General features: G+C 40.7%; 17 protein-coding genes and 3 pseudogenes. 1 reads left to right on the forward strand and 19 read right to left on the reverse strand.

The window, feature by feature from the left end; translation table 11 throughout:
- Positions 1-96: 96 nt before the first annotated feature.
- The 19 genes and pseudogenes from AC1Z3S_RS13635 to AC1Z3S_RS13725 all read right to left on the reverse strand — a co-directional run bounded on the left by AC1Z3S_RS13635 (position 97) and on the right by AC1Z3S_RS13725 (position 17,363).
- Complete coding sequence (locus AC1Z3S_RS13635) at positions 97-966, reverse strand: phosphate ABC transporter substrate-binding protein PstS (protein WP_461740814.1); 870 nt, start codon at positions 964-966, stop codon at positions 97-99.
- Between the two features lie 171 nt (positions 967-1,137).
- A complete protein-coding gene (cls, locus tag AC1Z3S_RS13640; protein WP_461740815.1) occupies positions 1,138-2,595 on the reverse strand; it encodes a cardiolipin synthase in 1,458 nt (485 codons plus the stop codon).
- Positions 2,596-2,794: 199 nt separating this feature from the next.
- The gene (ftsX, locus tag AC1Z3S_RS13645; protein WP_461740941.1) at positions 2,795-3,679 is read right to left on the reverse strand and encodes a permease-like cell division protein FtsX; all 885 of its coding nucleotides are present in this window, start codon (positions 3,677-3,679) and stop codon (positions 2,795-2,797) included.
- Positions 3,672-4,358 (reverse strand): cell division ATP-binding protein FtsE, encoded by a 687-nt coding sequence (gene ftsE, locus AC1Z3S_RS13650; RefSeq protein ID WP_461735676.1) that lies wholly within the window; start codon positions 4,356-4,358, stop codon positions 3,672-3,674. Before ftsE ends, ftsX begins: the two co-directional genes overlap by 8 nt.
- Before the next feature lie 108 nt (positions 4,359-4,466).
- Positions 4,467-5,574, reverse strand: a protein-coding gene (gene prfB, locus AC1Z3S_RS13655; RefSeq protein WP_461740816.1) for a peptide chain release factor 2 whose coding sequence is annotated in 2 segments (ribosomal slippage) — positions 4,467-5,501 and positions 5,503-5,574 — 1,107 coding nt in all. Because the reading frame shifts where the segments join, the coding sequence is not laid out codon by codon here.
- A 217-nt stretch (positions 5,575-5,791) separates the two neighbouring features.
- Positions 5,792-5,875, reverse strand: a pseudogene (locus tag AC1Z3S_RS13660) (SEC-C metal-binding domain-containing protein); the annotation flags it as partial.
- 77 nt (positions 5,876-5,952) lie between these two features.
- Positions 5,953-8,341: pseudogene (gene secA, locus AC1Z3S_RS13665) on the reverse strand (preprotein translocase subunit SecA); the annotation flags it as partial.
- A gap of 466 nt (positions 8,342-8,807) precedes the next feature.
- Positions 8,808-9,547: pseudogene (locus AC1Z3S_RS13670) on the reverse strand (SDR family oxidoreductase).
- Between the two features lie 74 nt (positions 9,548-9,621).
- Positions 9,622-10,011, reverse strand: a complete 390-nt coding sequence (locus tag AC1Z3S_RS13675; RefSeq protein WP_461740817.1) for a MerR family transcriptional regulator — start codon at positions 10,009-10,011, stop codon at positions 9,622-9,624.
- 24 nt (positions 10,012-10,035) lie between these two features.
- Positions 10,036-10,998 carry an aldo/keto reductase gene (locus AC1Z3S_RS13680; RefSeq protein ID WP_461740818.1) on the reverse strand — a complete coding sequence of 321 codons (963 nt, stop codon included), beginning with the start codon at positions 10,996-10,998 and terminating at the stop codon, positions 10,036-10,038.
- A 33-nt stretch (positions 10,999-11,031) separates the two neighbouring features.
- A complete protein-coding gene (gene dmpI / locus AC1Z3S_RS13685; RefSeq protein ID WP_461740819.1) occupies positions 11,032-11,217 on the reverse strand; it encodes a 4-oxalocrotonate tautomerase DmpI in 186 nt (61 codons plus the stop codon).
- A gap of 14 nt (positions 11,218-11,231) precedes the next feature.
- Complete coding sequence (locus AC1Z3S_RS13690; RefSeq protein ID WP_461740820.1) at positions 11,232-11,780, reverse strand: NAD(P)H-dependent oxidoreductase; 549 nt, start codon at positions 11,778-11,780, stop codon at positions 11,232-11,234.
- 20 nt (positions 11,781-11,800) lie between these two features.
- A complete protein-coding gene (locus AC1Z3S_RS13695; RefSeq protein ID WP_461740821.1) occupies positions 11,801-12,151 on the reverse strand; it encodes a MerR family transcriptional regulator in 351 nt (116 codons plus the stop codon).
- Positions 12,152-12,283: 132 nt separating this feature from the next.
- A complete protein-coding gene (locus AC1Z3S_RS13700; RefSeq protein ID WP_461740822.1) occupies positions 12,284-13,165 on the reverse strand; it encodes a LysR family transcriptional regulator in 882 nt (293 codons plus the stop codon).
- 199 nt (positions 13,166-13,364) lie between these two features.
- Positions 13,365-13,955 carry a cyclophilin-like fold protein gene (locus tag AC1Z3S_RS13705; protein WP_461740823.1) on the reverse strand — a complete coding sequence of 197 codons (591 nt, stop codon included), beginning with the start codon at positions 13,953-13,955 and terminating at the stop codon, positions 13,365-13,367.
- Positions 13,956-13,986: 31 nt separating this feature from the next.
- Positions 13,987-14,628: a flavodoxin gene (locus tag AC1Z3S_RS13710; protein WP_461740824.1), complete on the reverse strand. Its 642-nt coding sequence runs from the start codon at positions 14,626-14,628 to the stop codon at positions 13,987-13,989.
- 327 nt (positions 14,629-14,955) lie between these two features.
- Positions 14,956-15,942: an aldo/keto reductase gene (locus AC1Z3S_RS13715; RefSeq protein WP_461740825.1), complete on the reverse strand. Its 987-nt coding sequence runs from the start codon at positions 15,940-15,942 to the stop codon at positions 14,956-14,958.
- Between the two features lie 114 nt (positions 15,943-16,056).
- Complete coding sequence (locus AC1Z3S_RS13720; protein ID WP_461740826.1) at positions 16,057-16,908, reverse strand: aldo/keto reductase; 852 nt, start codon at positions 16,906-16,908, stop codon at positions 16,057-16,059.
- 17 nt (positions 16,909-16,925) lie between these two features.
- Positions 16,926-17,363: a MerR family transcriptional regulator gene (locus AC1Z3S_RS13725; protein ID WP_461740827.1), complete on the reverse strand. Its 438-nt coding sequence runs from the start codon at positions 17,361-17,363 to the stop codon at positions 16,926-16,928.
- A 351-nt stretch (positions 17,364-17,714) separates the two neighbouring features.
- Here AC1Z3S_RS13725 and AC1Z3S_RS13730 point away from each other — a divergent pair, with 351 nt between their 5' ends.
- The gene (locus AC1Z3S_RS13730) at positions 17,715-18,773 is read left to right on the forward strand and encodes a zinc-binding dehydrogenase (RefSeq protein ID WP_461740828.1); all 1,059 of its coding nucleotides are present in this window, start codon (positions 17,715-17,717) and stop codon (positions 18,771-18,773) included.
- Positions 18,774-18,853: the final 80 nt, after the last annotated feature.

Genomic DNA, 18,853 nt, shown 5'->3' on the forward strand with positions numbered 1-18,853 from the left:
TCTTTGCAAACTTCTTATCTAGTTTAGCTTGGAAATATCAACTTCACATCAATTAATTGTAAAAGTTCGATATGCTTTGTAAATTTTGTGTAAAGATTATTGGGAAATAATATTTCCCTGCCAATCTCTGGCCACTTGCATTTGTGAGATGGCAATATAACCTAATTCACCAACAACATTATTTTGGATATCATCAGAGAGGATATAATCCAAAAAAGTTTGTGTCAATTCAGTGGGTGTTCCTAGCGTGTACATATGCTCGTAGGACCAAATAATCCAGCTATTGGTTTTGACATTATCATCGGTGGGAGCTACGCCATCAATGCTTAGAGTCTGAATATCATCTGTGACATAGGAAAAAGCCAGATAACTGATGGCCCCAGGAGTATCGGCGACGATTGAGCGCACCATCCCGCTGGAATCTTGTTCCTGTGCTTGGGCGGCCGTTTGTCCATCCAAAACCCATTTTTCAAAAGTAGAACGGGTACCAGAGCCGCTGGCACGATTTAATAAGACAATTGCTACATCATTGCCGCCAACTTCAGACCAATTGGTAATCTCCCCAAGAAAAATTTTGGACAAATCGGATAGGGAAATATCTGTGACCCCCACTTCGGGATTCACCACCGGCGTGATGCCGACGACTGCCACTTGATGGTCAACTAAAGCCGAGGCATCAATACCGTCTTTTTCTTCGGCAAAGACATCGGAATTGCCGATTTGAACAGCACCTGATTGTACCTGACTCAAACCAGTCCCGCTACCGCCTCCTTGAACATTGATAAATTGACCGGCATTAGCCGTTTGATATTGTTCGGCAACCGTTTCAACTAACGGCTGCAAAGCTGAAGATCCAACAGCCGTGATCGATTCGCCGCGGTCCGCCCATGAGGCACAACCGCTCATCAAAAAGAGACCGCCAGCGATTGTCGTTAATAAGGCTGCCCGTTTTAGGAAATTTTTCATAACATTGCTCCTACATATTAGTATCGATTTTCATCAAAGAAAAATTTTTTTAAGCTAGCTTATTTTAAAACATTTTGTTAAGAATGTAAAAAAATAAAAAAATAAAATCCGCAAATTCTTCACAGAAAATGCGGATTTATTTACACAAAATTTACAATTGCAAACTAGTTGTTACAAAAGCGGTGAAATCAGCCGAGCGAGCCCTTCTTTAAACTTAATCAACAGACTTCTTTGTTCGTAGATTTCCTTGGTCAACTCTTTAGAGAGCTGGCTATCGGCAAAGAAAGCCGCTCTTAATTCCTCTGCTAAATCTTCATTATAAATCACTGCATTGACTTCAAAATCCAATTGAAAGGACCGCACGTCAATATTTGCGGATCCGACAGAAGCAATTCCTCGATCGATAATCATCGTTTTCGCATGGATGAAACCATTCTCGTAGGTTTCAACAATCGCTCCGTAGTCTAATAATTCTGCAGAAAATGAATAGGTCGCCCAATAGACTAACATATGGTCTGGCTTATTGGGAATCTGCAGCCGGACACTGACACCAGATAAGAGGGCTAATTTAAGTGCCTCATGAATTGATTCATCGGGAATATAGTAAGGCGTTTGAATTAAAATTTCTTCTTTGGCTAAAGAAATCATCTTTAAGTAAGTCATTTTTATTTGCTCGTGTTCAGAATCAGGTCCACTGGTGACAATCTGAGCGGCTTTTGTGCCAGTCGCCTCAATCTCAGGAAAGAGGTGTTGTTCATATTGAATTTCCTTTGTATTCTGGGAATTCCAGTCCATAATAAAACGATTTTGCAAACTATAAACAGCATCCCCATATATTCGCAGATGATTGTCCCGCCAATAGCCGAATTTTTTGACTAAACCTAAATATTCATTGCCGATATTGAAGCCGCCGGTGTAGCCGATTTTCCCGTCGATGACGACAATCTTCCGGTGATTGCGATAATTGATGCGGGGATTGATATAAGGCACAAACAGTGGAAAGAAAAAGGCTAGCTCACCGCCGGCTGCCTTTAAGCCGGCAAAAAATTTCTCATTGACAGCCGTTGAGCCCCAGGCATCTAATAGCACTCGCACTTGAACACCTCTTTTAGCCGCGGTAATTAAGGCCTCCCGCACCTCTTGACCCAACTCGTCTGAACGATAAATATAATATTGCAAATGAATATGATTCCTCGCTTGATTGATATCAGCGATTAAGGCATCGAATTTTTTGCGGCCATCAGTAAACAAATGAATTTGATTGCCCATCGTGTAAAGGGAATTTTCATGAAACGTCAGCATATAAATCAGCTGGCGAGGATCGGCCTGTCCCGTTTTCGGATGAGGAAATAAGCCACGACTGATGGCGGCTTTTTCTGCTTCAATCTCGACATTTTTACCGACTTTTTCCTGCATTTTCAAATCAAACACTTTATCTTTGGAAATTCCCCGCCCCAAAAAGATATAAAGCACAAAGCCCAATATAGGGATGAACAGCAGCACTAATAACCAAGCCCACGTCTGCGCTGTTTGCTTGCGCTCTCTAAAAATAATAATTAATGACAGTAAAATATTGGCGACAATAATCACTGTCATAAAATTTTCGGTAATATATTGAATAACCTGCATAACCCACTCCCCATTTTTCCCTCTTTCATTAGAATAGCTAATGGGCCAGTAATTGTAAAGAAGAACAAAAAAATGACTGTGACATTAGTCTTGTGAACAGATGAAATCCCGAAATATTTTGTCAATATTTGGTGGTGCTCACCAGATATTGCTGGGAAAAATCAATTCTGTTTTAACTAATGTCACAGCCATAAAATTTTTAAGCTTTTAAGAAACGCCGCATGGATAATACGGAACCTAAGGAACCGATAATCACGCCAATTCCCATTAACAATAAATTAATTTGTAATAGGAATGTCCCCGGTAGAACTAATGAATAGTTTGAGCGCAGGAGTGTCGGGTTCACGGCTTGATATACAAAGTGATAACCAAAGAACATGATTACAATTGGTACAATTGCCCCTAAAATACCAATCCAAGCGCCTTCTAAAAAGAAGGGCCAGCGGATGTAACCATTTTTTGCCCCAACGAGACGCATAATTTGAATCTCTCTTTGGCGGGACAAAATTGTAATACGAATCGTATTGGAGATTAAGAAAATCGCCACAAAGATTAATAGTGCTGCGGCGCCTAAGCCCCAAGTTTGGACAGCTTGCGAAATACTGAAAATCCGATCTGAATCGGTACCACCGTAATCAGAACGATAGACATTCGCTAAATTGCCAGCTTCTTCTGAAATGGCGACAGTGTTCGACGGATCATCAGCGCTGACGACAAAGACATCGTATAAGGGATTTGAGTCGCCTTCAAACAAACTCCACGCTTCACCCATTGCCTCTTGTAATCTTGCTAACTCCTCATCGCGACTAGAAAATGACACTGTTTCAACATGATCCAATCCTTCTAATTCTGTTTGCAGAGCATCGATATCTTCTTGCGTTGTGCCGATATCAATAAAGACTGAGACGTTGACGTTGTCTTCAATATCTTGGGCCAGTTTTGTCGCATTGATAATGACAGCCAGGAAAATACCGACTAAAGTTAAGGTAATCGTTACGGCACTGACAGAGGCAACTGTCATCCAACCATTTCGTTTTAAACTTTTTAAACTTTCAAAAACATGACGGAAAAAAGTTCTAATCATCGTAGCCATACTCTCCTTCCGCTTGGTCCCGAATAATGCGGCCATTTTCAATGGCAATTACACGATGACGAATTGTATTTACAATAGTGCTGTTGTGGGTTGCCATCACAACAGTTGTTCCCTGTGCGTTAATCCGATCCAAAAGTTTCATAATTTCCCATGAATTTTCTGGATCAAGATTTCCGGTAGGTTCATCGGCAATCAGCACTTTGGGGGTGTTGACAATTGCCCGCGCAATCGAAACCCGTTGCTGTTCCCCACCGGATAGTTCACTTGGAAAGACCCGAACCTTATGTTTAAGTCCGACTAAGTCCAACACTTCCATGACTCTTTTTTTAATGTCCCGTGGCTTGCGGCCGATCACCTGCATAGCATAGGCAACATTTTCATAGACCGTCTTGCGCGGTAACAATTTGTAGTCTTGAAAGACAATTCCAATTTCCCGCCGTAAAAGTGGCACATCACGATTTTTAATTCTTAATAAATCATGGCCAGCTACAACTAGCTTACCTTTTGTGGCTCTTTCTTCACGATACATTAATTTAATAAACGTTGACTTACCAGCCCCAGAAGGCCCTACAACATAAACAAATTCTCCTTGATTAATCTTGACGGAGATATTACGGATGGCAGTCGTACCGTTTGAATATTTCTTCATTACTTCCTGCATTTCAATCATAAGATACTCTCCAATTAATTTAATTCAATCAGTTGCATTATAGCATGATTTTATTTCACTGTGCTTTCAAAAGGTTACATTTTCATTTCATTTAATCTAGCAGAAAAGTTACTCCTCCGTCAAACTCATTTTCAGATAAGCATCAATAAAACCATCGAGATCGCCGTCCATTACCGCTTGAACATTGCCGGTTTCATAATTGGTTCGATGATCTTTCACCATCGAGTAGGGATGAAAAACGTAAGAACGGATTTGCGAGCCCCAACCGATTTCCATTTGCTCCCCCCGTAAGGCAGCAGCTTCTTGCTCTTGCTTTTCAATTTCCAATTGATAGAGTTTAGCTTTTAACATGCCCATCGCCTGCTCCCGGTTTTTTAACTGCGAGCGTTGTGCTTGGCTGGCAACGACGGTCCCTGTAGGAATATGCGTAATCCGCACGGCTGACTCTGTTTTATTAATATGCTGACCGCCAGCACCACTTGCCCGATAAGTGTCAATTTTTAAATCATCGGGATTCACTTGAATATCAATCGAATCATCAAGCTCAGGCATAATATCCACCGAACAAAAAGATGTATGCCGGCGACTAGCAGAATCAAATGGCGAAATCCTTACTAGCCGATGCACGCCTTTTTCAGAACGCAAGTAACCATAAGCATTGTGGCCTTTAATTAACAGAGTGACACTTTTAATGCCGGCTTCATCGCCATCTTGATAGTCCAAAGTTTCCACTTGAAAGCCGTGCTGTTCTGCCCAGCGAGTATACATGCGTAAAAGCATACTGCCCCAGTCTTGTGACTCGGTACCACCAGCACCGGGATGCAATTCTAAAATTGCATTGCTGCTGTCATAAGGCTGATCCAATAAAAGAGATAACTCGTAGGCTGCCAGTCGTTCTTCTAATAGTTTTAGACGTTCTTCTAATTCTGTTTGTAGCTCGGGATCAAAATCCTCCAGCTGCATTTCCGCCATAACAGTTAACTCTTCTACCTCATCAGCCACTTGATGAAATTGATCATAGGTATTTTTATTAGCATTGTTTTCATTAATTACTTTTTGCGCCGCCTCTGCATGATCCCAAAAACTCGGGTCTGCCATGCGACTTTCCGCTTCTGCGATTGCCTCTTCTAGACCGTCTAAGTCAAAGAGACCTCCTAAAGCTTGCGACCTGTTCTTCCATTTTTTTCAATAAATTTCTAATTTCTGCTGTTTCCATAATTCCCCTCACATTTCATAAATAAAGACGAGCCTGTGACATTAGTCTTTTAACAGATGCAATTTCGAACTATATCATATTTGCGCTTGCGGTCCAGTAGATCCCCGTCGCAAATTAACAATAGCTAGTGGTTTTCACTAGCTATTGTTCGTAAAGTTCGGCTCTGTTCTAACTAATGTCACAGCCTCATCCTTCTTAACTGTTTAGCTGCTGACGGCTATGCTTTGTATAAATTCCGACCGTGGCAATTTTTAAATTTCTTGCCGCTGCCGCATGGACAAGGATCATTGCGGCCGACATTTTTAAATTCCTCTGGTAACACTTTGCGAGCCAAACCATTTTGGGTTGTTTGACTTTCTGCTGCACCAGCATCATTAACAGGCGTACCTTGAGCTACTTGTTCCCGTTGCACGTTTTGACGAATTTCGGCCTTCATGTACAGACGCGTAACTTCAAACTCAATTGCACCCACCATGTCTTCAAACATTTGGTAGCCTTCTGTTTGGTATTCCACCAACGGATTATTCTGACCGTAAGAACGCAGACCGATTGACTGACGCAATTGGTCCATTGCGTCGATATGGTCCGTCCATTTAGAATCGACTACCCGCAAAACGACTACTTTTTGGAATTCCAATAGTTGTTCAGGACCATTTAAAAGATTTGATTTTTCATCAAAAACGGCCCGTGATAAATCTTCTAGATAAGTTTTAATCTCAGCCGCTGTTTTGCCTTTTAAGTCCTCTTCTTTAACAGTATCTTCCTTTAAGAGCGTATTGCTGGTGAAATCAACAATCCCTTGCAGGTTCCAGTTTTCAGGCTTGTCCAATTGGGTATGGGCATCGACTACCCGAGCAATCGTCCGCTTAATCATACTGAAAATTGTTTCTGTTAGAGTCGTGTCCTCCATGATAACCGCTTGACGTTGACCGTAAATAACTTCCCGCTGTTCCCGCATAACATCATCGTATTGCAAAACGTTTTTCCGGGTGTCGTAGTTATTACCTTCCACGCGTTTTTGAGCAGATTCGATTTGTTTGGTGAACATCCGGCTTTGGATAACTGCATCGGATTCTTCAATCTTCATCCGATCCAGTAAAGTTTTAATCCGTTCAGAACCAAAACGTTTCATCAAATCATCTTCTAAAGATAGATAAAATTGAGAAACCCCTGGGTCACCCTGACGACCTGAACGGCCCCGTAACTGATTATCAATCCGGCGAGACTCGTGACGTTCTGTCCCGATAACAGCCAAGCCACCTAATTCAACAACACCTAAACCAAGTTTAATATCGGTACCACGACCGGCCATGTTGGTGGCGATAGTTACTGCACCTTTTTCACCAGCATTTTTAATAATTTCGGCTTCTTTAAAGTGGTTTTTGGCATTTAAGACTTCATGAGGAATTTTTTCTTTGTTTAATTTTTCAGACAGTAATTCTGACGTTTCTACGGCAACCGTTCCGACTAAGACCGGTTGACCATTGCGATAACGTTCTTTAATATCTTGAACGACTGCGTTAAATTTAGAATTTAACGTCGGATACAATAAATCCTGGCGGTCATCCCGTTGGATTGGTTTATTAGTTGGAATTTGGAAGACTTCCATGTTGTAAATTTCCCGGAATTCTTCTTCCTCTGTTTTGGCAGTCCCGGTCATCCCGGCTAATTTTTTGTACATTCTAAAATAGTTTTGGAAGGTAATTGTCGCCATCGTTTTTGATTCGTCTTCAATTTCAACGCCTTCTTTGGCTTCAATAGCTTGGTGCAAGCCGTCGGAATAACGACGACCGTCCATAATCCGACCCGTAAATTGGTCAACGATTAAGACTTTACCCTCTTGTACCACGTAATCAATATCTAAAAGCATGATGTAGTTTGCCCGTAAAGATTGGTCCAAGTGGTGAGTCAGAGCCGTATTTTCAAGGTCATATAAATTATCTAAGCCGAAGTTTTCTTCCGCTTTTTCAATTCCTTGTTCAGTTAAGCTGATTGTTTTTGACTGCAAGTCAATTTTATAATCTTCTTCTTCCTTCAAGCGTTTGATAAAATTGTCTGCCCGGGTATACAAAGCAGTTGATTTTTCAGCTTGGCCAGAGATGATTAACGGCGTCCGCGCTTCATCGACTAAAATCGAATCCACTTCATCGACAATCGCATAGTTTAACGGACGTTGTACCATTTGATGGCGGTAAACGACCATGTTGTCCCGCAGGTAATCAAAACCTAATTCATTATTGGTGCTGTAAGTAATGTCACAGGCATAAGCTGCCCGTTTTTCTTCAGCGGATTTTGAATTAATATTTAAACCAACTGTCATGCCTAAGAAATTATACAACTCACCCATTTCTTCTGAGTCACGGGTTGCTAGGTATTCATTGACAGTAACAACGTGGACACCAAGGCCCGCGATGGCATTCAAATAAACCGGCATCGTAGCGGTCAAGGTTTTCCCTTCACCAGTACGCATTTCCGGTATATTTCCATCATGTAAAACCACACCACCCATTAATTGCACATGGTACGGATACAGGCCTAAGACACGTTGAGCAGCTTCCCGCACAACCGCAAAGGCTTCAGGCAGCATTTGGTCTAAGGTTTCGCCTTTTTGGAATCTTTCTTTAAACTCATCGGTTTTAGCTTTTAATTGTTCATCACTTAAAGCTGCCATTTGATCTGCAAATGTTTCAACCTTAAGGGCAATTTTGTCTAATCGTTTTAATTCTTTTTTATCATTCTCTACAATTTTTCGAATAAAATTCGCCATTTAGCTTCTCTTCCCCTTTAATCTATCTACGCTATTCAGCATCATCTGAACAGAATCTCCAACCTATTTTATCACTACTTGCCGTCAATGTGAATATCTTTTCACTTTGCAGTTGGGAATCGCTGTTAAAATTAGAATTTATTAACTTTTTTTGGAGCCCTCGTATAAAATAAGGAATCTTAGCTTGGCGAATGCTGCTCTGCAAACTTGGGTGAACACTTTTCTACTATTAAATATAAGATATTTTATTTCTTTATGACCTAGAAAAAGTTTCCTTGTAAGTCGAAACTAAATAGTTTCCAGAGGGTTAAACATTTTGGCTGTCCTTATCAATTTTTTTCAAGAAAGACCGCTGTTTTAAAGCTTCTTTTAATGAGTTAGACAAAAAATTTGCATAAGAAAAAGCATCTCTGCTCTAAATAGAAACAGAAATGCTTTTCCATCAGTTTGACTGACTGATAGATTTTTAAACAACTTGTCGGCTGGGGCGAATTAAAACTTCGCTGACAGCCACATGTTCAGGCTGTTCGATAACATAGACAACAGCATTTGCCACATCTTCTGCAAAAAGACTGGCACCTTCTTTTTTACCCATTTCAGTTAAGCTGGCGGCAATTTTTTCATTGCCGACGGTGCTGATTAGCTCAGTTGAAACCATCCCTGGTGAGACAATGTTGAGCGAATGCCATTATTTTTCTCTTCCTGCCGCAGTCCTTCCATAATGGCTCTAACGGCATATTTCGTGCCGTTATAAACAGCAGAACCTGGGTATACGACATGACCAGCTACTGAATCTGTTGTGATGATTAAGCCGCTGCCTTGTTTTCGCATGATTGGGAGAACTGAACCAATTCCATGCAATACCCCCATAATATTAATATCTAACATACTTTGCCATGATGCATAATCCGCCTCCGATAAAAATCCTTGGGGCATGATTCCTGCATTATTATAGAGCACATCAATTTTGCCAAATTTTTCAACCGCAAACTTCATTACATTTTCGACATCCATTTGTTTAGTGACATCTGCAACTTGATAGAAGGCTTCCCCGGGTAAAGACGCTACCAATTCTTTTAAGTGGTCTTCTCGGCGAGCTGCTAAAATTAATTTTGCCCCTTCTTTAGCTAAACGTCTAGCAGTGGCCTCACCAATTCCTGAAGAAGCCCCCATGATAACCACAACTTTACTTTCAATCGCTGACATTGCTTTCTCTCCTTTTTACCTTAAGCTACTCTTACAGTACCACGGAGCTGCCGCTATCAGTCAAAGTTTATGCCTCATAACTCAGTTGAATTTTGTGTATCGCAAATGGTCGCACCATCACTACTGTAAAAATTATTTAATTTGTAATCCAGCCGAGACAATGTGGTTTGAAACTCGGCAATCTTATCGACTAAATTTTGTCGTTCCTTCATTAAAATAGCTTTTCTTTCATCATATGTCTGGGCCCCTTCTAAATAAAGGGCGTTGTATTGAATCAAAGAGTCGATTGAGAGACCAGCGTCCCGCATGCATTTGATAGTATAAATCCAATCAACATTTTCTTCACTGTAATTTCTTACGCCGCTAGCCGTGCGCTCAATTGGCGGAATTAAGCCAATTGTTTCATAATAGCGCAGGGTCGTCGAGGTTAAATCTAATTGCTTTGCTGCTTGAGAGATATTCATAGTGTTTGCTCCTTTTTATAAAAACTAGGCCATTGGTTTTTCCCAATCCCGAATTGTTTTCACGCCAGCTGTCTGGGCTAAATTTTCTAAAGCTGCCATTTCTTCAGCTGTCAGCTGAATGTTAGCAGCAAGTGCTGCATCCATCACCTGTTCAACTTTGGTCACGCCGATAATCGGCACCGTTACTTTAGCAATCGCCCAAGCTGTCGCAATTTGGGCAACTGTTGCGTTATATTTTTTACCGATATCTGCCATCGACTGAAGCAAAGTTTCTAACTGCGGGAGACTCGCGTTATAGGCGACAGCACGGTCACTGCCTTCAGGAAATGGATGCGCTGTATCATATTTTCCAGATAAAGCTCCCTGTTCCAGCACCATGTAACTGAAAAAAGTCATCCCTTGCTCTTTGGCATAAGCTAAAATCCCCGCCTCTTCAGAGGAACGATGCAATAAACTAAAATGATTTTGCAACGCCGAAACTTTTAACCCTTCTTTGGCTAAAATTTCATTGGCCAATTTGATTTCTGCTAAATTGTGATTAGAGACGCCAATGAATTTGATTTTTCCGGATTTTGCTAACGGGATTAATGCCGGTGTCCATTTGGCAACATCAGCAGGATTATGAATCCAATAAATATCAATCACATCTATGTGAAGGCGTTCAAAACTACCTGCCAACATTTTTGCTCCCGGATTGGCAACATCTTCGGCAATCTGCGGTGTAAATTTAGTGGAGAGTAAGACAGCTTCTCGGGGAATATCCTGCACAAATTCCCCCAACATCGCTTCAGAGGAACCCATGCCGTAAACCGCTGCTGTGTCCCATAAATTTAACCCAACCGCCAAAGATTTTTCAAAAACCGGTCTTAGCTCAGCTGTTGTTAGATGATGACCAAAGACTTGATCGCCGCCAGCAGCACCACTGCCCCACGCCCAAGCACCTAAAGCAATTTTAGGCATATTTAAAGTTTTTTGCATCTCGTTCATAAGTAAGTCCTCCTTTTTTGAATCCTTCATAAATTAATGGCGGTCGCTTTGCAATACTCCGCCGATGCCGACATTATCGCCGGTATTTTCTTTAATAAAAACATAAAAAGCTTCAGCAGGAATTCCAGTGACCTTCACTGCCGTTTCAGTAAATTCTTTTACAACCTGCTGTTTTTGTTCTCTGGTTAAGTGACCAATTTCAAATTGAATAACTGGCATATTTTGCACCCTCCTTATTCGTAATCCCCTAAAAGTTCTAATTGTTCTCTACTTAAATATTCAGCATAAGCAGCAGCTTGTTGTTCCAAAATATCGGCTTGGATACTTGAAGCGCCGGTGACCACAAATGGTTTGACAAAGCGGGTGCCAATTAAATTGCTAGTCGCTTGAAACGGTCGCAATAAATCATGAACGGTATATTTAAACGGGCCATCGTGAACATAATTTTCAGCTGGTGCCCCTGGTGTCACCGCAATCAATAATTCTTTATTTTTTAGTTGGTCGCCATTAGTACCATACGCCCAGCCATATTCTAAGACTGCATCTTCCCATTGCTTGACTAAAGCTGGTGAGCTGTACCAATACATCGGAAATTGTAAAACAATACGATCAGCTGCTAGTAAGTGACGTTGTTCTTCCTCGACATCAATTTTGAAATCCGGATATAGTTCATAAAGATTTCTGATGGTGACATTTTCCTTGACATTCGCTGCTTCAGCCAAGCGGCGATTAACAATTGATGCTTGTAGATTCGGGTGAAATAATTCGACTAAAGTTTTCATATAGGTGACCTCTTTGCTTTTTAATTTTGGGTTTTCTTAATTACGTGACGTAGATAATCGATTCGTTCGAGTTTTTTTTCCTGCAGATGAATCTCCGCTAATTTTTTTTGCCGTTTGCTATTTAATAGGCGCATTCGTTTTTCTGCACCGTGGGGGTCCTCAAGTAGTAAACGCATATAGGTTCCAATTTCATCGTGGCTGAAATCTAAATCGTGCAACGCCATAATCGTACTCAAGCGCTCCACGTCTTGATCGTCATATTGCCATTCCCCCATCACGATTTTGACCACATCGCACAGCCCCCATGACTCATATTCTCTGAGAATTTCAACGGGGATTTGATAGCGTTGACTGACCTCTGTCTGATTCATTTTCTGACCTCCTTTAAAACAAAAAAACTGAGACAAACAAATGGAGTTCCACAGTTTAAACGGTCAACTGCTTCTTCATTTGTTAATCTCAGTATGAAACCAAAAGACTGTAATGTCTAATGCTTATTCTATTTAAGATGAAATGCCTTTTATGTATTTCTGTGCAAAGGCAATAAATTTGCTAACAGTGGGTGAATTAACTTGATTGGCTTTCCAGACCAAAACGGAAGTTAAATTCAGTTCCGGTTCTAAGGGCACAAAGGTCAAGCCCTCATAACTGGAATGTAGTTCTAGCGACAAACCTAGACCGATTTTTTTTCGCATCAGCATCGCACTGTTGTACAGCAAATTATAGGTACTGACAATTTCCAACTCTTGACCGTACTCGCCAAACCAGCTTTTCAGTTCACTGCGGATTGAAGCACTCTTAGAAATAATCAACGACTGATTGGCCAAATCGCTGGCTATGATTGTTTCTTTTTGTGCCAACGGATGACTCGTTGGAATTAAAACACCCCACCTTTCTAAGGCGGACATTCGCACAAAATCATATTTTTCAATTTCAACCGGCTCAATTAATAAACCCAAATCCAAAAGACCTTGATCCATCCGAAATTTTATGCCCTCTGAATTGCCGCTGAACAATTCAAATTCCACCAGAGGATAGTCTTCGTGAAAGGCGGCAATAATTTCCGCCAGCTGATCCATGCTTTTTAACTCGCCGGCACCTATCGCCACTTTACCGGAGAGCTCTTCACCAATCCCGGAAAGTTCATCCTTGATGATTTCTGACAGCTGCATCATCTCTTGAGCTCGCCGTCTTAATAAAATGCCCTCCTCCGTTAATTCGATGTGATGACTTTTGCGGTGGAATAATTTTACTTCCAATTCTTCCTCTAGCTGAGCCAACTGGCGGGAGAGGGTTGGCTGGGTAACATGCAACGCCTGAGCAGCCTTGGTAATATTTTCTTCTCGCGCGACCATTAAAAAATAGCGCAGGACTCTTAATTCCATTGATTACTTCACCTTCAGTTCAGGAGTTTTAATTTATTTTAGCAGTTTTTCGATAGCATTCACAAATTTATTCCCGCATACTAAAAAGTTGCTGTGAAAACTCGGCAAACTTGTGTTTGAAAATGTTGTCCACAGTTAAATCTATCAGCAATCAAAAAAGCGCATATTCAAAAAGATATGCGCAATATTTTCAATTTGCTTATGCTTGGCGAATCGACAAGAGAAAATCGCCGGTTTGATTGGTTATAAAATCAATCTCGCCATCCAACCTCCCAAGTAAAATTAAACCATTCGAGTAGCCGATACTGCGATAAAAAATTGCTAAATTTCCCCAAGGCTCAAACAAGGTTAAATCGCCAACTTCCGCTACTGTCCCGGCGGGTGAATCACTCGTGTCAAGCGTCTGCGGCAAATCAGCAATCTTTTCTGACTGGGCATAATCCTCCATCGTTAAATCCAGAGGCAGCAACGCATAAAAATCCCGAGCTGCAGCAGAATTATTTAAAGTGGCCGTCTGGCTTTCTCCAGCCACTGTCAAAACTATTTTCATTTCTTCCGCCTCCTGAGAGTGTCCTAGCGAATTGCTTGTTTCCGGTGGCAACATTTCTTCTGTAACATCACCTGAAGGGCTACTTTCAATAGAAGATTCTGTTAAAAATGTTGCAGAATTACTAACACTGGAAGAATCTGCTGAAGATGTTGCAGCATTATTATTGCTAGTTGATTGCACAATAAAGATTAAGACAATCGCAAAGATTATTAAAACGGCTGCAAGTAAAAATTTTTTCATTACCTCTACCTCCCTTTAGACAATCATTCAATCAATTTTCCGCTAACCATGAGGCAACCAATTGCGGTGTTTCATCGATTGTCTCATCGGTGATGCCAAGTCCGGGCATCAAGGTTTGTGGGCTAATCAGATTTTCGATTTCTGTCATGGCACTCGCAATCCCACTGCTACCGCTAGTAAAAAATGGATAGACTGTTTTTCCACTTAAATCATTTTGCATGAGCCATTGCTGAAGCGGTAAAGAACTTGAACCAAACCAGATTGGCGAGCCGATAAAAATTGTCTCATAAGCTGATAAATCTACCTCTAACGGTTGCAGTTCCGGAAATTCTCCGTCAGCCTGTTGTTGCTGTACCAAATCAGCAACCTCAGAATAATTTTCCGGATAGGCCTCAACTGTTTGCAAGGCAAATAAATCACCATTTGTTTGAGCTTGAATTTCTTGGGCCACCGTTTCTGTGGTTCCCGTTAAAGAGTAATAAACGATGGCGATGTGACCCGTTTCCGTTTCATTTTCCCCTTGGGAACTATTAGAAACCTCCTGCGTGCTATCAATAGAATTACTAGTTTGTGAACTAGAGCTTGTACCCGCTGAGTTGTTTTGAGTATCATTACTACAACCCGTCACTAAAAACAATGCACTAAGACTAAAAATACCGACTATCTTTTTCATATGCGTTTTGCGCCTCCTTTTTTTACAAACCTTATCAGTTAAAGCCGACTGGAAGTCAAGGAGAAATGGGAAAATATTTTTTTCATTGTTTAAGCCACGTCTAATCAGCGCAATTTTGTATTATTCCCCTTTCGAGAATAAAAATCTTTTTGTGTTTAAAATAATGCGGCACTAACAGCTCGTTCAAGTTCTCTTTATTTTAAAAAAACTCTCATACAAAAAAACAACTTAAAATTCCAATTAGGAATTTTAAGTTGCTTGCTTTTCTTTAGATAAAATAGCTTCTGGTATTTTTTAGGCTGTCTCCATATAAAGTCGGACTATTTATTAAATCGCCCCAACTACTGCATGCGGTACATAAGGTGCTTCTAAATAAGCGACATCTTCTTCGCTTAATTTTAAGTCTAAGGCAGGCAGTGCATCTAATAAATGACTTTCTTTAGTGGCGCCGATGATTGGCGCTACGACTTGGTCTTTTTGCAACAACCAAGCCAAAGCAATCTCTGCTCGTTTCACTTGATATTTATCAGCCAATTCTGCCACTCTTTGTACAATGATTTGATCTTGTTCTTTAGTCTTGTCATATTTACCCTGTGCTGTTTTGTCAGTTAAAAAACGTTTCGTTTCTGCATTCCAGTCACGGGTTAAACGACCTGAAGCCAACGGGCTATATGGTGTCACCGCAATTTTTTGGTCCGCACATAACGGCATCATCTCTCGTTCTTCTTCACGGTACAAAAGATTCAGATGATTTTGCATGGAAACAAAAGGTGTCCAATGATTTTCTTTAGCCACCTGTTGCGCTTTGGCAAATTGCCAAGCATACATTGCCGAAGCTCCCAAATAGCGGACCTTACCGGCTTTCACCAAATCATGTAAAGCCTCCATCGTTTCTTCAATTGGTGTCTTATAATCCCAACGGTGAATAATATATAAATCGAGATAATCCATATTCAAACGTTCTAAGCTTTTATCAATTTGGTGCATGATTTCTTTACGGGACAGTCCGCCGTTGTTCGGAACTTTTTCTTTTTTCATGCCCATATAAAGTTTAGATGCAACGACAATTTCATCTCGATTTGCAAAATCATTTAGAGCTTTTCCTAAAATTTGCTCGCTAGCACCATAGGAATAAATGTTCGCAGTATCAAAAAAATTAATTCCTAATTCTAACGCTTTTTTTACGACCTCACGACTATCCGCTTCCTCTAGAACCCACTCGTGAAAGCCGCTGTTGGGATCGCCAAAGCCCATCGCGCCTAAACATAACCGTGAGACATCCAAACCTGTATTGCCAAATTTCATGTAGTCCATCTTATTGCCCTCCAATTTTAAAAGTTATCCTCATCATAGCTGCTGGAGTGTACTCCAAGTCAAATAGAAAAAACATTTTTTATTGATAATTTTTATTTGTACAACGTATCAACTTTAAACATCCATTTTCCGGCCAGCCATCCATTTAATCATAGCTGGATCAGCATGAGAAAAGAATTGGCTTGCGCCAGCATTCAATGTCGCAATTTGCGCTTTGTCTTCATCGGTTAATGAAAAATCAAAAACATCTAAGTTTTGAGCCATGCGGTCTGGATTGACAGATTTTGTTAACACGATAATATCTTGTTCCACTAACCAGCGAACGATGACTTGCGCCACTGATTTGCCATATTTATTACCAATTGTGGTTAAGATTTCGTTTTGGAAGATGCCATTTTTACCTTCAGCAAAAGGTGCCCATGCTTCTACCATGATGCCTTCTTCTTTTAAAGCGGCAATATTTTCGGCTTGTTGTTGGAAAGGATTAATTTCGATTTGATCGACTTGTGGGGTTACTTTATTGAATTCTGCTAAGTCAACGGCACGGTCTACAGCAAAGTTAGAAATGCCGATAGCCTTGATTTTACCAGCGGCTTGCAATTCTTCCATTGCTCGCCAAGCACCGTACACATCGTTATATGGTTGGTGTAATAATAATAAATCCACATACTCCACACCTAAACGATCTAATGAACGTTGGAATGAAGACATCACACCATCATAAGAAACATTTTCAACCCAAATTTTTGTGGTTAAGAAAATTTCTTCTCTGGCAACGCCTGAGTTCGCAACTCCTTTACCAACGGCTTCTTCATTCATGTAAGATTGAGCTGTATCAATATGGCGGTAGCCTGCTTTGATGGCATCAATCACGGCTTGTTCTGCTTCTTTTGGATCGGTGATTTGGAAAGTGCCAAAACCTAAAATTGGGACTTCTACTCCATTGTTTAATTTAACTGTTTGCATGTTCAATTCCTGCTTTCTTAATTTTTAATTGTTTGTTTTTTAAAGTGTTTCATGGTCCATAGTTCTTCGATTTGATCTTCGGTCATCAAGCCCGCTTCAAACTTGGCTAAATGCTCATCATAGGTATCGATTTTATACTCCAATAAATCTCTGGTCTTTTGCATTTCACGTAATTTTTCATCTAATTCGTCTAGTTGCGCCCGGAGCACATCTTTTTGTGTCCGCCGTTTATCCCCTGTTTCTTGAGATAATCTAGCAAATTCAATGACTGACTCAATCGAGACACCGGCGTTGCGCAAACTTTTTGCCAGGAAGACCCAATTTAAATCACGTTTGCCAAACACGCGGTAGCCTTTGTCATCTCGCGTCACTGGCGGGATAACACCAGCCTTTTCATAATAACAGATGGTGTCAGAAGTTAACTCAAACATTTTGGCGACTTCTTTAATGTTCATAGCTTCACCTGATTTCTATTTAATAAATTTAGTATAAACTATGAAGTGAACTCCAAGGCAAGAGAAATAAATTTTTTATCCTTAGAATCTGCCAAAAATTAGCTTCACAACGATGAAAGAAATTTGCCGAATTTTTATTCCGTGTTTTGCTAAAATCATTTTTCTTTAAAAATGTGACATCCTGATTTTTAATCAATGTGAACCGCCTCCTTACGATACAAAACAGACTATAAAGTATGGAGTGTACTTCATAGCAAGGGGAAATTTTCAAATTTTTCAATTTCCCTCTTGACTTAGAGTCCACTTCAACAGGTAAACTATATTTAACCGAAACAAGAAAGAAGGAATTAGATGAAATCAGCAATTTTTGAAAAAGCTGGATTAGTAAGTGTTGAAGAAGTAGAAAAACCAAGTTTGCAAGCAACTGATGATGTTATCATCAAAATTGTTCGTGCCTGTGTCTGTGGCTCTGACTTATGGTCTTATGCTCACGGCGATAATAAAGAAGCCCATTCTGTAAATGATGGCCATGAAGCATTGGGGATTGTCGAAGAAATTGGATCAGATATTACCACTGTTAAACCAGGAGATTTTGTCATCGTGCCATTTACCCATGGCTGTGGCGAATGTGATGCTTGTCGTGCCGGTTTTGATGGCACTTGTGACCGTCATAAAGGGGCAACAAACTGGTCCAACGGTTTCCAATCTGAATATGTTAACTTCCATTATGGAAACTGGGCTTTAGTAAAAGTTCCCGGCCAACCATCAGATTATACGGAAGGCATGATAAAATCATTGTTAACGTTGGCTGACGTTATGCCAACTGGTTACCATGCTGCCCGCTGCGCCCATGTTGAACGAGGCGATAAAGTCGTTGTCATTGGTGACGGTGCTGTCGGTCAATGTGCCGTGATTGCTGCCAAAATGCATGGCGCTTCACAAATTATTTTGATGAGTCGCCACAAAGATCGTCAAGAAATGGCGCTGCAATCTGGAGCAACTGCTGTTGTCGCCGAACGTGGTGAAGAAGGCATTGCCAAAGTTCGGGAAATTCTTGGCGGCGGCGCTGATGCTGCTTTAGAATGTGTTGGAACTGAAGCTGCGATTGAACAAGCTTTGGGTGTCTTGCATAACGGTGGTCGCATCGGTTATGTCGGCGTACCGCATTATAATAATCGGCCAATTGGCTCAACCTTTGCCCAAAATATTTCGATTGCCGGCGGCTCAGCTTCTGTGACGACCTATGACAAAGAAGTTTTATTAAAGGCAGTTCTTGAAGGCGATATTAATCCAGGTCGGGTCTTCACCCAAACTTATGCGTTGGATGATATTAACCAAGCCTATGAAGATATGCAAGAACGCAAAACAATCAAATCAATGGTCGTTGTTGATAGCAGTTTTACTGACTAAAAAAACTCTAGGTAGAAAATATTAACTTGAATTTTGATTTCAACAATATTCTAGCTGGAAAATTGTTTTAAAACTATCAA

The organism is Enterococcus sp. LJL90, assembly GCF_056924355.1.

What these genes read in the sequence shown, in the direction of transcription:
- dmpI (WP_461740819.1), bottom strand. Translation starts at nt 11,217, where the DNA reads ATGCCAGTTATTCAATTTGAAATTGGTCACTTAACCAGAGAACAAAAA.
- AC1Z3S_RS13675 (WP_461740817.1), bottom strand. Translation starts at nt 10,011, where the DNA reads ATGAATATCTCTCAAGCAGCAAAGCAATTAGATTTAACCTCGACGACC.
- ftsE (WP_461735676.1), bottom strand. Translation starts at nt 4,358, where the DNA reads ATGATTGAAATGCAGGAAGTAATGAAGAAATATTCAAACGGTACGACT.
- AC1Z3S_RS13720 (WP_461740826.1), bottom strand. Translation starts at nt 16,908, where the DNA reads ATGCAAACAGTTAAATTAAACAATGGAGTAGAAGTCCCAATTTTAGGT.
- AC1Z3S_RS13695 (WP_461740821.1), bottom strand. Translation starts at nt 12,151, where the DNA reads ATGAATCAGACAGAGGTCAGTCAACGCTATCAAATCCCCGTTGAAATT.
- AC1Z3S_RS13725 (WP_461740827.1), bottom strand. Translation starts at nt 17,363, where the DNA reads ATGAACATTAAAGAAGTCGCCAAAATGTTTGAGTTAACTTCTGACACC.
- AC1Z3S_RS13635 (WP_461740814.1), bottom strand. Translation starts at nt 966, where the DNA reads ATGAAAAATTTCCTAAAACGGGCAGCCTTATTAACGACAATCGCTGGC.
- AC1Z3S_RS13680 (WP_461740818.1), bottom strand. Translation starts at nt 10,998, where the DNA reads ATGAACGAGATGCAAAAAACTTTAAATATGCCTAAAATTGCTTTAGGT.
- AC1Z3S_RS13700 (WP_461740822.1), bottom strand. Translation starts at nt 13,165, where the DNA reads ATGGAATTAAGAGTCCTGCGCTATTTTTTAATGGTCGCGCGAGAAGAA.
- AC1Z3S_RS13730 (WP_461740828.1), top strand. Translation starts at nt 17,715, where the DNA reads ATGAAATCAGCAATTTTTGAAAAAGCTGGATTAGTAAGTGTTGAAGAA.
- AC1Z3S_RS13690 (WP_461740820.1), bottom strand. Translation starts at nt 11,780, where the DNA reads ATGAAAACTTTAGTCGAATTATTTCACCCGAATCTACAAGCATCAATT.
- AC1Z3S_RS13715 (WP_461740825.1), bottom strand. Translation starts at nt 15,942, where the DNA reads ATGGACTACATGAAATTTGGCAATACAGGTTTGGATGTCTCACGGTTA.
- cls (WP_461740815.1), bottom strand. Translation starts at nt 2,595, where the DNA reads ATGCAGGTTATTCAATATATTACCGAAAATTTTATGACAGTGATTATT.
- AC1Z3S_RS13705 (WP_461740823.1), bottom strand. Translation starts at nt 13,955, where the DNA reads ATGAAAAAATTTTTACTTGCAGCCGTTTTAATAATCTTTGCGATTGTC.
- ftsX (WP_461740941.1), bottom strand. Translation starts at nt 3,679, where the DNA reads ATGATTAGAACTTTTTTCCGTCATGTTTTTGAAAGTTTAAAAAGTTTA.
- AC1Z3S_RS13710 (WP_461740824.1), bottom strand. Translation starts at nt 14,628, where the DNA reads ATGAAAAAGATAGTCGGTATTTTTAGTCTTAGTGCATTGTTTTTAGTG.